General features: G+C 68.5%; 15 protein-coding genes, 1 other RNA gene and 1 pseudogene. 1 reads left to right on the forward strand and 16 read right to left on the reverse strand.

Annotated features, from left to right (window positions below; translation table 11 throughout):
• Positions 1–149: 149 nt before the first annotated feature.
• Positions 150–1,250 (forward strand): carboxylate-amine ligase, encoded by a 1,101-nt coding sequence (locus FNH21_RS01970; RefSeq protein WP_152811923.1) that lies wholly within the window; start codon positions 150–152, stop codon positions 1,248–1,250.
• Between the two features lie 345 nt (positions 1,251–1,595).
• Here FNH21_RS01970 and FNH21_RS01975 read toward each other — a convergent pair whose 3' ends face one another.
• The 16 genes and pseudogenes from FNH21_RS01975 to FNH21_RS02050 all read right to left on the reverse strand — a co-directional run bounded on the left by FNH21_RS01975 (position 1,596) and on the right by FNH21_RS02050 (position 15,027).
• Entirely contained in the window at positions 1,596–3,743 is a 2,148-nt protein-coding gene (locus FNH21_RS01975; protein ID WP_152811925.1) for an alpha-galactosidase, read from the reverse strand.
• A gap of 40 nt (positions 3,744–3,783) precedes the next feature.
• Positions 3,784–4,011 carry a hypothetical protein gene (locus FNH21_RS01980; protein ID WP_055773138.1) on the reverse strand — a complete coding sequence of 76 codons (228 nt, stop codon included), beginning with the start codon at positions 4,009–4,011 and terminating at the stop codon, positions 3,784–3,786.
• Positions 4,012–4,191: 180 nt separating this feature from the next.
• Positions 4,192–4,559, reverse strand: a transfer-messenger RNA (tmRNA) gene (gene ssrA / locus FNH21_RS01985).
• A 189-nt stretch (positions 4,560–4,748) separates the two neighbouring features.
• Positions 4,749–5,051 (reverse strand): hypothetical protein, encoded by a 303-nt coding sequence (locus FNH21_RS01990; protein WP_152811927.1) that lies wholly within the window; start codon positions 5,049–5,051, stop codon positions 4,749–4,751.
• Positions 5,048–5,521, reverse strand: coding sequence for an SsrA-binding protein SmpB (smpB, locus tag FNH21_RS01995; protein ID WP_191931523.1), 474 nt, complete (start codon positions 5,519–5,521; stop codon positions 5,048–5,050). Before smpB ends, FNH21_RS01990 begins: the two co-directional genes overlap by 4 nt.
• Before the next feature lie 71 nt (positions 5,522–5,592).
• Entirely contained in the window at positions 5,593–7,182 is a 1,590-nt protein-coding gene (locus FNH21_RS17360) for a peptidoglycan DD-metalloendopeptidase family protein (RefSeq protein ID WP_338403118.1), read from the reverse strand.
• Positions 7,183–7,210: 28 nt separating this feature from the next.
• Positions 7,211–8,125 (reverse strand): permease-like cell division protein FtsX, encoded by a 915-nt coding sequence (gene ftsX, locus FNH21_RS02005; RefSeq protein ID WP_191931524.1) that lies wholly within the window; start codon positions 8,123–8,125, stop codon positions 7,211–7,213.
• Positions 8,122–8,826 (reverse strand): cell division ATP-binding protein FtsE, encoded by a 705-nt coding sequence (ftsE, locus tag FNH21_RS02010; protein WP_055773150.1) that lies wholly within the window; start codon positions 8,824–8,826, stop codon positions 8,122–8,124. The genes ftsX and ftsE overlap by 4 nt, the downstream gene beginning before the upstream one ends.
• 205 nt (positions 8,827–9,031) lie before the next feature.
• Entirely contained in the window at positions 9,032–10,147 is a 1,116-nt protein-coding gene (gene prfB, locus FNH21_RS02015) for a peptide chain release factor 2 (protein ID WP_055773158.1), read from the reverse strand.
• A gap of 104 nt (positions 10,148–10,251) precedes the next feature.
• Positions 10,252–10,734: a pilus assembly protein TadG-related protein gene (locus FNH21_RS02020; protein ID WP_152811934.1), complete on the reverse strand. Its 483-nt coding sequence runs from the start codon at positions 10,732–10,734 to the stop codon at positions 10,252–10,254.
• A complete protein-coding gene (locus FNH21_RS02025; RefSeq protein WP_191931525.1) occupies positions 10,731–11,159 on the reverse strand; it encodes a hypothetical protein in 429 nt (142 codons plus the stop codon). Before FNH21_RS02025 ends, FNH21_RS02020 begins: the two co-directional genes overlap by 4 nt.
• Before the next feature lie 94 nt (positions 11,160–11,253).
• Positions 11,254–11,667, reverse strand: a pseudogene (locus tag FNH21_RS02030) (TadE family protein).
• Entirely contained in the window at positions 11,668–11,874 is a 207-nt protein-coding gene (locus tag FNH21_RS02035; RefSeq protein WP_241742831.1) for a hypothetical protein, read from the reverse strand. It lies immediately after the preceding pseudogene.
• A 134-nt stretch (positions 11,875–12,008) separates the two neighbouring features.
• Positions 12,009–12,950, reverse strand: a complete 942-nt coding sequence (locus FNH21_RS02040) for a type II secretion system F family protein (protein WP_152811937.1) — start codon at positions 12,948–12,950, stop codon at positions 12,009–12,011.
• Positions 12,947–13,804, reverse strand: a complete 858-nt coding sequence (locus FNH21_RS02045) for a type II secretion system F family protein (RefSeq protein ID WP_191931526.1) — start codon at positions 13,802–13,804, stop codon at positions 12,947–12,949. The genes FNH21_RS02040 and FNH21_RS02045 overlap by 4 nt, the downstream gene beginning before the upstream one ends.
• On the reverse strand, positions 13,801–15,027 hold the full coding sequence (locus FNH21_RS02050) for a TadA family conjugal transfer-associated ATPase (protein WP_152811939.1): 1,227 nt from the start codon (positions 15,025–15,027) through the stop codon (positions 13,801–13,803). Before FNH21_RS02050 ends, FNH21_RS02045 begins: the two co-directional genes overlap by 4 nt.
• Positions 15,028–15,170: the final 143 nt, after the last annotated feature.

Here is a 15,170-nt window from a genome sequence, read left to right on the forward strand (position 1 = left end):
CGCAGCGGACCACGCAGCAGCGACGACGCAGCAGTGACGCGCGTGTGACGCGGGGCATGCCGCGATGACGGTCCATCCGCAGCCCCCTCATAGACTGGGCGGGAAGCCCGCTCGTGCACGGCCCCGATGCTCCTGGAGGGAGACCACCGATGACCACTCTCGGACTCGAGGAGGAGTACCTGCTGCTCGAACCGCGGTCGGGCCTGCCGGCGGACCGCGCGCCCGAGGTGCAGGATCTGCTCGAGGCCAGTCCGGAGATCGCTCGTGACGAGATCCAGCGCGAGCTGCTGTCCTGCCAGATCGAGACGGCGACGCCCGTGTGCGACACGCTCACGCAGGCGGAGGAGTCCCTGCTGAACTTCCGCCGGAAGTTCGCCGAGGCCGCACGCCGCACCGGCAGCATCGGCGCCGCGACCGGCACGGCCCCGTGGATCCGGCAGGCCTACCCGGAACTGACGGACAAGCAACGCTACGAGGACCTGAAGGCCACCGCCCCCGGCATCGTCGGCGATCAGTTCGTCAACGGCCTGCACGTCCACGTCGGGATCCCCGACCAGGAACGCGGGGTCCAGGCGCTCAACCGCATCCGGCCATGGATCCCCCTCCTGACGGCCGTCAGCGTCAACTCGCCGTACTGGCTCGGACGCGACAGCGGATTCGGCAGCTGGCGGGTCATCCACTACCGCCGCTGGGCAGTTCAGGGAGTGGCCCCCTACTTCGCCGACGCCGCGGACTACGAGCGGCGCATCAGCAGGCTCGGCGCGTCGGGGGCGATCCTCGACCGCGGCGTCCTGACCTGGGTGGCCCGACTCTCCGACCACTACCCCACGCTCGAGCTGCGTGCCTGCGACGTGCAGCTCGAGGCCCAGGACTCGGTCCTCCTCGGGGCACTCACGCGGGCGCTCGTCGTGACGGCCCTCGGGGATGCCGAGGCCGACACCCCGCCGCTCATCCCCGATCCCGAACTGCTCGACGCCGCGCTCTGGCAGGGTGCCCGGGACGGCCTGGCACACCATCTGGTCGACCTGGCGACGGCCGAGCCGGTGCCGGCCGGTCAGCATCTCGCCGGCTTCCTCGAGTACGTGGGCCCGGCCCTCGAGGCGGAGGGCGACACCGAGTGGGTCCGCGCGGGGCTCGCGCACCTGGCCGCCCGCGGGACGGGAGCCCAGCGTCAGCGCGAGGCCATGGGCGACGGCGGCATGCAGGCCCTCCTCGCACTGTACGACGACACCCTGACGGCCGAACCCTAGGTCACGCTCGGCCCCGCTCCGCCCTCGTCCCTTCTCGCCCGCGCGCACCCGTCCCTCCCCGGCCGCCCCGCCGTTGTTCATTCTCGGCCGCGTACACGCGTGCTACGACCAATGCGCTGCCCGGTCGTGGCCCGCACCGGCCGTGCCGCCGGACCCCGCTACTCACCGGGCGGACCACCGACCCCGCCGGACCCGCTCGCCTCCCTGGCGCCGCCGGACGCACCGGACGGCCTCGCCCCCCTGACGGGCACGCCGTCGTACCCCGCGATCACCGGACGAGACGGCGGAGCCGATTCCGGGACGGACGGACGGACCCATACAGTACGCTCCCGTCCGTCCCCGGCCTCAGTCCTCCTGCCGCAGCTCGATCAGCAGCGTCTGCTCGGGTAGCAGCACCGGCGCCTGAACTCCCGCCCGAGCCAGTGCCCGCCCCGAGAGCCGGAGGGGCGCGCCGTCGAGCGCTGCCTGCAGCCAGGCGAGTGGTGACTGTCCGTTCCCGGGATGCCCCTCTTCCGGTACGGCGAGATCGACAAGGTATTGCGCGTCCGCCGCGAGGCCGGGGAAAGTCAGCGGACCCGGCGGGTAGCTGGCGCTCGACGCCGTCAGGGAGTAGCCGAAGAGGGCCCGACGACGGTCGGCGGACACGATCCCGCGCAGGTCCATGGCGGGGTCCACCAGGTCGGCGTGCACGACCGTGCCGCGGTGCAGGTCCCCTCGCCAGGAGGTGTGGAGGCCGACATAGCGGCCGAGCACGGAGTACTCCGCCTCGGACAGATCCGAGATGTCCCACTCGATGCCGTAGTGGCCGAAGATCGCGGTGGCAGCGCGGAACGGCAGCGTGTGTGCGCGGCCGGTCGAGTGCGACACCGGACCGCCCACATGCATGCCCATCAGTTCGGGCGGAACCACGAGCCCCGTGTACTTCTGGTTGACCAGGCGTTCGATCGGGTCGATGCAGTCACTGGTCCAGATACGGTCGGTCCGCTGCAGGATACCGAGGTCCACGCGGGCACCACCGGAGGCGCAGCTCTCGATCTCCAGACCGGGGTGGCGGCGCCGCAGTTCGTCGAGCAGGGCGTAGAGCGCCTGGACGTGCCGGTGCACGGCGGCCCTGCCCGTGCGGGCGTCGGCCGCTTCGAGCAGGTCCCTGTTGTGGTCCCACTTCACGTAGGCGATCTCGTACTCGGACAGGATGGCGTCGAGCCGCCCGAGGATGTAGGCGTAGGCATCGGGGTTCCCGAGGTCGAGCACCTGCTGCTGCCGACCGGGCAGGGGAAGCCGTCCCTCGGGCTGCAGGATCCACTCGGGGTGGGCCCGGGCGAGATCCGAGTCCGGGTTGACCATCTCGGGCTCGAACCACAGGCCGAACTCCATGCCCAGCGCCCGCACGTGGTCGATGATCGGTGAGAGCCCCTCGGGCCACACCGTCCCGTCCACGTACCAGTCCCCGAGGCTCGAGGTGTCGTCGCGACGTCCGTGGAACCAGCCGTCGTCGAGCACGAAGCGCTCGACGCCGAGGGACGCCGCCCGGTCGGCGAGCGCCTTCAGGCGCTCCAGGTCCATGCTGAAGTAGACGGCCTCCCAGGTGTTCAGGGTGACCGGGCGCGGGCGCCGCGGGTGCGTGTCGCGGGAGCGCAGGTCACGGTGGAAGCGCGCGGAGAGCTCGTTCAGTCCGTCGCCCCAGGAGCCGACGGCCACCGGCGTGGAGTAACTCTGGCCGGGCGCCAGGACGACCTCCCCGGGTGCGAGGACCTCGGATGCCGCCAGGAACGCCGCGCCCGCCGGCGTCTTCTCGGCCAGGACCTGCTGGTTACCGCTCCAGGCGAGGTGCACCCCCTGTACGGTCCCGCGTTCGAAGCCGAACCCGGGCGCTCCGGCGGCGAGCAGCACGGTGGCATCGGCGCCGGGCCTCCCCCGCCGGCTCGTCCGCGCATAGGTCCCCGCCGTGAGGGCGTGCCGCTGCGGCGACCTCTCGCGGAGATGGCGGCCGGTCGTGTCCAGGATCTCGACAGCCGTGGGGTGCAGCGGGAAGAACAGGGCGAGCGAGCGCACCTCGTACTCGTCGTCGCCCGTGTTCGTCAGCGTCAGGCGTTGCGTGAACAGGCCCGAGTGGGTCAGGTGGAGGGTCGCGGTCAATCCGAGCCCGGCGTCGTCGTCGCGGGCCTCCACCACCGCGGTGGCGCCGTCGTCGTGCACGGACGTGGAGGTGACGGTGAAGCGCGGATAGAGGTGGGTGCCGGCGCGGTCCCCGACCAGTCCGGGCGTGCCCTGCCAGCCCGCCGACTCCAGGGGGACGAGGGTCAGCCGCGCGGGGATGTCGATGCCGCCCGACACGCGCTGGGAATGCTGCGCCGTAGCGATCGCCTCGAGCTCCCCGCCGTCCACGGGACCGAGGTCAGCCCCCCAGTAGGCGAGGACAGGCAGCCCGAGGGGATGGGGCTCGAGCACGACGCTGGTGCCACCGCGCGAGAGATGGAGGGGTGTGGGGGTCATGCTTTATTTTTATCGGGTAACTAACCCGTCGGCAACACGCCTACCGCTCGCGGCTGTCCCTGCGCAGCAGACCGATGATGAGGCAGAGCAGACCGAGGAGGAGCGGCACGAGGGTCAGGAGCGTATGCGTCCCGCCGAGGTAGCTCATGATGAAGATGTAGACGAACGTGCCGCCGACGAGGATCCAGCCGAGCACGATCAGAGCACGCCCCTTGTTGGGCGGCGGCAGTGGCGGGAGCCACGACGGCGGCCGGTCTGTCCAGCTCATCCTCCCAGTGTAGTTCGCGGGGCGTCGCCCGCTGCGGGCCGCGGACTCCGGCCAGCGGACTGGAGGAAGGACGGGCGGCGTCAGCGACATCAGTCGCGGATGCCTCTCGACTCCCGAGCCCGCGAACGAGCCCGCGAACGACGAAGCGCCCCGCCGGGTACCGGCGGAGCGCTTCGAGGGTGGTGGAGATGGCGGGAATTGAACCCGCGTCCGATGCAGTGTAGTCAGGGCTTCTCCGGGCGCAGTCTGCGTCGGTTTTTCTCGGCTCCAGCCATCGTGCAGACGAGTGGCTGCCAAGCCCAGTTGTATAAGAGTCCCCCCGATCCCTACAACGAGGATCAGGAGCAGTGGCCCTCTAAATGACGCCAGGATCCGGGGCGAGAGCAAACCCGGGCTGACGGACTAGCTAGGCTGCTTAGGCAGCGAGAGCGAAGTCAGTGCGCTTTTGTTCGGCACTTATTGTTTTACAAGGAGCGTTTACGAGATAACCCTGTATCCTCGGCCCGCTTCCCCTGTCGCGACTAACATCGTCGAAACCTGTCATCCCCATGTTCAGTTATCAAATGATTCCTGCGTCGTCCGTCCCACCGGGCGGGCGACTCCTCGAGTCTACCCCACAGCGGTCCGGGACCGCTGTGGGCCTTCGCTCTGGGAGAACGACGGCGGTCACCCGCCGAGCGTCAGGCCGAGGATCACGATCGGGGCCTGCCACAACCGGACGACGACGAAGGCGAGGGTCACGAAGGCGATGCCGAGTGCCGCGAGCGCCGTCGTCGCGGCCTGCTTGCGCGTGAAGCCCACCAGAAGATCAGGGCGTTCAGGATGAGCAGGACCGGCGAGATCCACACCAGCACCTGCGCGAAGAAGACGTAGACGAGGAACACGAACGGAATGAGGGACAGGATCCCGACCGGTACGACGACCAGCAGCAGGACGAGGTCGACGACGGCTCCCAGGGTCACCCACCAGGGACGCCGGTAGGTCAGCTCGGACGGCTCCGGCTCCTCCTCGTCCTGGGCATCCCAGAAGACATCGCTCACGCGCCCAGGTTCTTCTCGCGCATCGCCCGCAGGGCCTCGCGGTTGTCCTGCTTCTCACGCAGGGTCTGGCGCTTGTCGTAGTCCCGTTTACCCCTCGCGACCGCGATCTCGACCTTCGCCCTGCCGTTGAGGAAATACAGCTGGAGGGGGACGAGCGTGAAGCCGGACTCACGGATCTTCTGCGAGATCTTCGTCAGTTCCTCGCGGTGGAGCAGCAGTTTGCGCCGTCGCCGTGCGGCATGGTTGGTCCAGCTGCCCTGCGAGTACTCGGAGATGTGGATACCTTCGAGCCAGAGCTCGTCGTTGTAGAAGACCGCATAGCCGTCCACGAGCGAGGCCCGGCCGGCGCGCAGGGACTTCACCTCTGTCCCCATCAGGGCGAGGCCCGCCTCATACGTATCGAGGACGGCGTAGTCATGGAGGGCCTTCCGATTGGTGGCCACTACTTTCCGGCCACTTTCCTTCGGCACGGCACAACTCCTTCGAACGACACTGCGGCGGGCGGAGGCCCGCGGATGAACAGTGTCTTCCATCCTACGACCTAGAACAAACCGATCGGATCGACGAGGGTGCCGTTCAGCATGGTCTCGAAGTGGAGGTGGCACCCGTTGGAGTTGCCGGTGGTCCCCGTATAGCCGATGAGTTGCCCGGCGCTCACGCGCTGTCCCACGGAGACCACGTAGCTGGTCAGGTGGTAGTAGTTGGTCGCGAGGGCGTTGCCGCCTATCACGCCGTGGTCGAGGACGATCCTGTTCCCCGCACCCGGCAGGACGTTCGAGTCCGCGTACCAGACCTCACCCGCAGCCGGAGCGTACAGGGGCGTCCCACAGCCCACGCCGTAGTCGATCCCGGTGTGCATGTAGCCCCCGGTCCCGTTGAAGTCGATCGTGCCGACCGGCGTGGGACGCCAGCCGAAACCGGAACTGATCGGGCCGCTGACCGGGGCGTTCAGACCGAAGGCGCCGGGGCCCGACGGCGCCTGCACCGGGGCCTCGGGGATGACCGGCACCACGGGGGCGACCGGGGCGACGGGCGCGGCGACCTGGGGGACCACGGGCGCAGGAGCAGGTCGGTTGGCCGCCTCCGCCTCCGCCGCGCGCCGTGCGGTCTCCTCGGCTGCGCGACGATCCGCCTCCCGCTGCGCCTCGGCCTGGGCCTCTGCCTGCAACCGGGCCTGTTCGGCCGCGGCCGCGGCCTCCGCCGCCTTCTGCGCCTCCGCCGCCTTGCGGGCTTCCTCGGCTTTCCGGGCTTCCTCGGCCTTCCGCGCTTCCTCCAGCTGACGGCGCTGGCGCTCGGCGAGGTCGGCGTTGTTCTGCTGCTGTGCCTTCTCGACGCCCGCGAGCTTCGCCTCGATGACGGGCTTCTGCGCCTGCAGCTTGGCAGACAGCGACGAGGTGTCCGCAACGAGCTTGTCCACCTTGGCCTTCTCGCCTGCCGCGGTGTCCCTCGCCGCCTGCTCGGCGGCGAGTGCGTCGTCGGCCTTCTCCTTGAGGCGCGTGATCTCCGCCTCGACGGCGACGAGCCGTGCCTGGCTGTTCGCGTTGGTGGCGTTCTGCTCGGACAGGCGCTCCATCGCGGCGTTCTGCCCGCGGAGCGCCTGGTCCACCATGTCCATGGACTGCGTGAAGTCCTCCACGCCCTCGGCGCCGAGCAGCAGCGAGACGTTGGTCGGGACTCCCCCGTTCTTGTACGCCTCCGTGGCGATCTGGCCGATCACCTCGCGTGTCTCGTCCATCTCCTGCCGGTCCGCCCGCAGCTCCTCGGTGATCTTGTTCCGGGTCTCCTGCGCCAGGTCGACCCGGACGGCGAGCGCCTCGACCTCCCCCGCCGAGGCCTCGACCCTGCTCTGTGCGTCGGCGAGCGACTGCTGTGCTGCGGGCAGCTGACCCTGGTAGGTCTTGAGCGTGCCGATGGTCTCCGCGATGTCCGAGTCCAGGTACTCCATGGACTGCTGCACCTCGGCGATCTCGTTCTCGAGGGCGCTCTTCCGGTCGTCGAGCTCGTCGGCGACGACCGGCGTACTGAAGCCGAGCGCGAGGGCGACGACGAAGGCGATCGACGTACCCGCCGTCGTACGGACCACGAAGGCCTGTGTGTCGTTCCGGGCCCACCAGGATCTCGGTGAGCGCACGTGTCCCCTGGCGCTGAACGGCATGGTGCTAGACCTTTACGTATCGTCGAAGAGTGAGCAGGGATGAGAGTCCTGCGAGGATGGCTCCGAGCAGTATAAGCGCGGGAACCAGGATCAGGACCTGCTGGGAGGAGATGAACGCGGTCTGCGGGAAGGTGTTCACCAGCCAGCCGTCGATGACGAAGCGCGATGCACCGTACAGGGTGGCCGAAGCCAGCACCGCGCCGATGACCGCGGCGATGACGCCTTCGAGGACGAAGGGCAACTGGATCACGGCCTTGGACGCTCCGACCAGGCGCATGATGCCGGTCTCCCGGCGGCGGCTGAACGCGGACAGGCGGATCGTCGTGGCGATGAGCAGGATGGCGCAGAACGTCATGATGCCGGCGATCACGAGGGCGACGACGGACGCCCAGTTCATGTAGCGGAAGATCGCTTCGAGGAAGTCCCTCTGATCGCTGACGGCCTCGACGCCGGGTTCGGACGAGAACGCCTCGTCGATGACCTCGTACTTCTCGGCGTCGACGAGGCTCACGCGGAACGACTCGGGCAGCTGGTCCGCGGTGACGGAGTCGACGATCGGCGAGTTGGCGAACTGGTCCCGGAAGTGACCGAGCGCCTCCTCCTGCGATTCGTAGGAGACCGTGTCGACGTAGGGGGCGAACTGCTCGGACTCGAGCTTCCCCTCGATGGCCGCGCGCTGGTCCTCAGTCACGGGCCCCGCGGCGCAACTGGTCTCGGAGGAGTTGTCGACGCAGAGGTAGACGGTCACCTGCACGCGGTCGTACCAGTAGCCCTTCATCTGGCCGATCTGCAGCTGGAACAGCCCGGCGGCGCCCACGAAGGTCAGCGAGATGAAGGTCACGAGGATCACGGAGGTGACCATGGACAGGTTGCGACGGATGCCCGAACCGATCTCGGACAGGATGAAGGCCAGCCTCACTCGACCACGACCCCGGTCTCGCCGATGTAGATGCCCTGGGCGTCATCGCGCACCACGGATCCGTGGTGCAGTTCGACGACACGCTTGCGCATCGTGTTGACGATGTCGTCGTCGTGCGTGGCCATGACCACCGTGGTGCCGTTCTGGTTGATCCGGTCGAGGACCTTCATGATGCCCATGGACGTGGTGGGGTCGAGGTTTCCGGTGGGCTCGTCGGCGAGCAGGATCCCGGGTCGGTTCACGATGGCGCGGGCGATCGCGACGCGCTGCTGCTCGCCGCCCGAGAGCTCGTGCGGCATGCGGTTGTTCTTGCCCTCGAGGCCCACCGTCGCCAGGACATCCGGCACGGTCTCGCGGATGACCGCACGACTCCTGCCGATGACCTGCATCGCGAAGGCGACGTTCGAGAAGACCGTCTTGTTCGGCAGGAGCCGGAAGTCCTGGAAGACGACGCCGATGCCGCGGCGGAGGCGCGGCACACGCCAGCTCGGGATGTTGGCGACGTTCTGGCCTGCGACGTAGACCGCACCGCGCGAGGCCCGGTCCTCCTTGAGCACCAGGCGGATGAACGTCGACTTGCCGGACCCGGACGCACCGACGAGGAAGACGAACTCGCCACGGTCGATGTCGAGGGAGACGCCGTCGAGGGCGGGCCTCGACTTCTGGTCGTAGGTCTTCGTGACGCTGTCGAATCTGATCATGACTACTCTGCGCCCATGAGGTGCGCCGGGCACGGGCATTTGATGGGGGAAGGAAGCTCCGGCTCCTCGACTATAACGACGGCGTCACGAAGCGCCCGCTACCCCGGCGGTGTGTCGCACGCGAGGGGCGGCGCGGACACCGCTCATCGATGGTGCTGCCGGGTCGGACACCGTACGTGCTGCCGGGTCGGACCGGCACAGCGGATCAGGCGGCGTCGTTGCGGTTGTTGGTCCGCCAGCGGATGCCCGCGTCGATGAAGTCGTCGATCTCGCCGTCGAACACCGAGGAGGTGTTGCCGACCTCGTGGTTGGTGCGCAGGTCCTTGACCATCTGGTACGGATTGAGCACGTAGGAGCGCATCTGGTCACCCCAGGACGCCTTCACGTCACCGGCGAACGCCTTCTTCTCCGCGTCCTCCTCCTGCTTCTTGAGCAGCAGGAGCCTGGACTGGAGGACCCGCATGGCGGCAGCGCGGTTCTGGATCTGGGACTTCTCGTTCTGCATGGACACGACGGTGCCCGTGGGGAGGTGGGTCAGGCGCACGGCGGAGTCGGTGGTGTTGACCGACTGGCCGCCCGGACCCGACGAGCGGAAGACGTCGACGCGGATCTCGTTGTCCGGCACCTCGATGACATCCGTCTGCTCGATGAGCGGGATGACCTCGACGGCGGCGAAGGACGTCTGGCGGCGGCCCTGGTTGTCGAAGGGACTGATGCGCACCAGACGATGCGTCCCGGCCTCGACGGACAGCGTTCCGAAGGCATAGGGCGCCTTGACTTCGAAGGTCGCGGATTTCAGTCCGGCCTCCTCGGCGTAGGAGGTGTCGAGGACCTGCGTGGGATAGCCGTGGCGCTCCGCCCAGCGGAGGTACATCCTGAGCAGCATCTCGGCGAAGTCCGCGGCGTCCACTCCTCCGGCGCCGGAGCGGATGGTGACCACGGCCTCGCGCTCGTCCCACTCGCCGGCCAGGAGGGTCACGATCTCGAGGTCGTCGAGGGACTTCCCGAGGGAGACGAGTTCCTTCTCGGCCTCGGCGAGCGAGTCCTCGTCCCCTTCGTCCTCCGCGAGTTCGACCAGCACCTCGAGGTCGTCGATGCGGCTGTTCAGGGTCTCGAGGCGCTCGAGCGCGGACTGCCGGTGCGAGAGCTTCGACGTCACCTTCTGCGCCGCCGCGGGGTCGTCCCAGAGATCGGGCGCGCCGGCTTCCTCGCTCAGTTCCTCGATGTCCTTGCGCATCCCCTCGACGTCGGAGACCTGCTCGATGGACTGGTACTTGGCGCGCAGGGCGCGGATCTCAGCGGGAAAATCAGTGGTTGCCATGGTCGTTCCAGCCTACGTCATGGGTCCGGGCGGGCCGGCGTAGGAGCATTGCAGGACGTCTTCGTCACCACCCGTCCGCAGTCGTGCTGTTCGCGCCGTTCCCCTCAGCGCACGAGTTGGGCGCGGGCATCAGCCTGCACGACGATCGGGATCCCCTCGGGCACCAGGAAGTTGACGATGGGCGGCCGAACGACGGCGGTGAGCACCACGCGTGCGGTCCGGCCGTCCGCGGCGCCCGTCGCAGGATCGACCGTCAGCTGATCGAAACGCGTCGCGGCGCCCGTGGCGAGGAGGTAGCCGGAGGCGGACTGCTCCACGCCCGCGTCCTGCAGGGACGGTAACGGCGTCGTCGTCCCACCGCTGCCCGCATCGATGCTGTAGTTGTCCGCGGCCGCGAGTGCCGCACCATCGGCGACCGACAGCAGCTTCTTGTGCCCGATGTAGACGGCGGACACGGCGAGGACCACCGTGATCACCAGCAGCGAGATCAGTACGTACCCGATGATGAGGACCCCGACCTGCCCGTCCTCGCAGGCCTGACCCGGGTGGTCCTGGTCCTTCCCGTCGGGCTGTGTCGGCTCGCTCATCCGAATCGCTCGACGATCTGCGTCGAGGTGGAGTCGACCGTCGCGGCTGACGGATACGCGCCTGCAACGGAGGGGACCAGGGGAAGGGGGACCTCGAGCCGCACCACCACGGTGACGGTGGAGCCCGGGGCGAGGCACTCGTCGCTGCAGGCGATGTCCACGACCGCCTGCTCCGGGGCGAAACCGAAGTCCGAGAGTGCAAGGCGGGCAGCTTCCCGGGCACGGGCGTCGGCCTCCTGGGGTGTCGGAGCGTCGACGAACACCTTCGCGGCCTGATCGGCGGCCCCGACCACCGCGAACGAACCACCCTGCACCTGCCCCACGGTCAGGACGAGGTACACCACCGGTACCAGGAGCAGGACGCCCAGGAAGACGAACTCGACGACCGCGCTGCCGCGCTCCTCCCGGAGGAGGCCGCCCAACACCCGTGCGCGATGTAGTCGCCGTCCCCCCGTGACCGCACCGGGACGTGCTGATCGGACCGGCACTCTTCTTCCGGTGGAGGTGCCGACCGTCGGATCACGACGGAAGGACGGCATGACCGCGTACCTCCATGACACCGGCCGGCCCGATCAGGCCGATCACCGGCAGGGGCGCACGGACGACGACCTCGAGCGTCCGCACGCCCCCGACCGTGCTCTCTCCGACCGTGACGTCCGAGCTGTAGGAGTCGGCCAGCGATCCCCTGATCAACTCTTCCGCCCGTCCGACGGCGTCCTGCGGGCTGCGATCGGCGAGGGTGCCTTACCGGGCTCCCGAGGACGCGGCGTCGATCAGGGTGTTGCGGACGTGCAGGACCAGCGTGAGCTGGATGATCGCGACGAAGATCACCGTCAGGAGTCCGCCGATCAGCGCGAAGTCCACGACCGCGGCGCCGCGTTCCGGCTCCTCGCGGGCCCTGCTGCCCTGCAACCGACGGAGGGTGGCCGTCATCTAGGGTGAGACCTGGTCGATCGCCTGGTTGAAGAGGCCCTCGAGCGCCGGACCCGCGATGGCGAGCAGTGCCGCGACCAGTACGGCGGACATGAGCGTGATCATGACCCAACCGGGCACGTCACCGCGTTCCCGGTCCTCGGCCGGATGCAGCAGGGCGGCTCCCGTCGCCAGCAGGAGCAGGGTGAGGCGCTGTGCAGTTGTCATGATTCTCATGGAATTGCCCCTTGCAGTGGTGATTCGTGGAGTGACGGCCCGTGCAGTGGTGGATCGAGGCATGCGTATCGTGGAGCCCACAGTAGAGGGCGGAGGCGTCTCTGGACATGGGGAGCTCGTCGTCGTCACAGGCCGAGGTTGATCAGCGCTATGCCGGGATAGACGGCGAAGAGCACCGTCAGCGGTAGCACGCCGAACACCAGCGGGACCATCATGGCGATTTCCTTCTTGCCGGCCGATTCCATGAGTTCACGCTTCGCGAGGTCACGGACGTCCTGCGCCTGCGCCCTCAGCACGTCGGCGAGAGGCGTACCCCGCTGCACGGCCACGGTGATCCCGTCGACGAAACGGGCGAGCGGCGCCAGCCGCGTCCTGTTCGAGAAATCCTGGAGTGCCTCCACCAGGGGCCTTCCCGCTCTCGTCGCCGCGAGCACGAGCGCGAACTCTCCTGCAAGCTCGCCCTGTGCCGTGCGGCAGATGCGCTCCAGGGCTCCTGTTGTGCTCTCCCCCGCCGATACGGCGAGAGCCATCAGCTCGGCGAGGCTCGGGAACTCGGCGAGCATGCGGGCCTCCCGCCGCTTGATGTCGGATGAAAGAACGTAGTCCCTGCCGACGAACCCCATGATGGCGCAGCCGAGGACGATCAGCACGGCCAGCGGCAGGTCGGCGGATCCCGATGCGGCGAGGAGAACCATCATCATCGTGGAACCGGCGACTGCGCCCGCCGACCACAGAAGTTGCTGGGCGCGGAAGTCCGCCGGTGTCTGGCCCCGGCCGGCCTGATCGAGCCGCCGTGACAGTGACGCCGTCGCCGGATCGAAGCGGTGCGACCACCGGACGGCATCCGCGAGAATCGGACGCAGGATCCTCTCCAGCGGGCCGAAGGGAGTGACGTTCGACGTGCCATGGACCAGGAGCCGTGACTGCACGTCGACGGCCCGCAACTGGGGGGCGATGCGCTCGGTAAGGGTTGCGGGACGCATCAGGGGAAGGCGGACGAACGTCAGCCACAGTCCCGCTCCGAAAGCCAGACCGCACAGCGCAGCGAGGGCCAGTGGTGGAGTCATCGCAGAACCCTCTCGTCCTCGGGAAGCGCTCCGACGCGCAGCATCACGCGGTAGCAGACGACGGACACCACCAGGCCACCGAGCAGGACTGCAGCACCGGCTGTCGAGTTGTAGGCACGGACGGCTTCGGGGCGGGTCGAGAGCAGCAGGAGCACGAGCCACGGCGCGGCAACCGCCAGCCGGGCGGCATTCACGGTCCACGACTGCCGCGCCTCGAGCTCGCTGCGTGTCCGTGCTGCGTCGCGCAGGAATTCCGACAGCGTGCCGAGCAGTCGGCCGAGGTCGGATCCGCCCACCTCCCGTGTCATCCGGAGGGCTTCGACGATGCGGTCCGCAACGGGATCGGCCAATCGCTCCTTGAGCCGATCGAGGGCGTCCTCGAAGCGGCCTCCTGCGCTGTAATCGGCGGCGAAGGCTCGGAAAGCGGGCCGCAATTCGATGGGCCCCTTCTCGCCGAGTTGCACCAGAGCCTCGGGCAGCGAAAGCCCGGCGCGGATGGCGGACCGCAGGTGGTCGACGGCGTCCGGCCAGAGTTCGCGCAGCGACGCTGTGCGCTTCGCCGCGCGCCATCGAACGATCGCGAAGGGAAGGAAACCCCCGAACAGGGCGAAACACAGCGCGATGGGCATCGATCCGGTCAGCACGAAGCCGAGAAGGAGCACGAAGAAGCCGACTGCGGCACACGAGGCCAGGAGGCCGATCGTCGAAACACGCTCCACCCCTGCCCTGATTAGCAGATCGTCGATCGACCTCCGCCGGGTGCGCCTGCCTCGCGGTGCGACCGGACGCTCCCAGAAGGACCACCAGACGAGGAAGAGCCCGACGCCCAGGCCGACTCCGAGGGCCGTGTTCACGATCGGACCCCGAGAACGGATCCGATGTCGACGCCCGCTGCGCTGAACTTCTCCTCCGCCGGCATGCCGGTGGCCGTGAGCTCCAGGGTTCCGCCGACGCGGCGGAAGATCGACGAGGATTCGATGACGCCGTTCTCGACCCTCCGCCCCAGCGCCATGATCTCCATGACGCGGCGCTGACCGCCGGGAAGCCGCGCGCAGTGGACAACGAGGTCGATGCAGGACGCGACGGTAGGAAGGACGAAGTTGCTCGAGATGTTCTCTCCGGCGAGCAGCGGCAGGGTGCAGATCTTCGTGACGGCGTCGTGAGCGCTGTTGGCGTGCACGCTGCACATCCCCGGCAATCCACTGTTCAGGGCGATCAGCATGTCGAGGCACTCGGCCTCCCTCACCTCGCCGACGATCAGGCGGTCGGGCCTCATGCGCAGAGCCTCCTTCACCAGCCGGCGGAGTGGGATCTCACCGTGGCCCTCGAGGTTCGGCTGGCGGCACTGCAGGCCGACGACGTCCCGCAACGGCAGCTGGAGCTCGAAGATCTCCTCCACCGTGATCACTCGCTCGCGCGGCCCGATGGACGCGCCGAGGCAGTTGAGCATCGTGGTCTTCCCGGCCTGGGTCGCTCCGGAGACGAGGATGTTCAACCCGCTCGCGACCGCGACCCCAAGGAAGCGCGCTGCCTGCGGCGACAGCGTCCCGAGCTCCACCAGGTGCTCGAGCCTCGACGCCCGAACGATGAACTTCCTGATGTTGACGGACCAGTGCTGCCGCGTGACGTCGGGGATCACGACGTGAAGGCGTGATCCGTCAGGAAGAGAGGCATCGACGAACGGGGAGGAGAGGTCGAGGCGCCGCCCCGAGGACTTCAGCATCTTCTCCACGAGGTTGCGCACCTGCCGGTCCGTCAGGGACAGGGCGGTGAGCTCGGACTCACCGTTCCGCGCGATGTACACCTCGGTCGGCGCGTTGATCCAGATCTCCTCGATCGCAGGATCGTCGAGCAGGGGTTGAAGGGCGCCGAACCCTGCCACGGCGTCGTACACCTGCTTCCGGGCCAGATCGAGGCGGCCCAGCGGAGGCAGCACGCCGAGAACCGAGCGCTCCTCGTAGTCGGCCACGGCATCGTGCACGAGGAGTTGGACCTCGGAGCCCTGATGCGCCGGGTCGAGACCACGTCGCCGGATGAGCTCCCGCACCTCATCCTCGACCAGGCGCACACCGTCCATGCCGTTCTCCCTGATTGTCCGGACGCCGGACGGACGCCGAGCCATCCAGGTCCGCTGCCGTGCCTTACCCTACTGAAGGCGACCGGTGCCGAACAGATGCTTCGGAGTATGTGTACAACTCGAGCCGGGTGAATCCCTACAGG

It is taken from the genome of Arthrobacter bussei (genome assembly GCF_009377195.2).
GTDB classification, from domain to species: Bacteria; Actinomycetota; Actinomycetes; order Actinomycetales; family Micrococcaceae; genus Arthrobacter_D; species Arthrobacter_D bussei.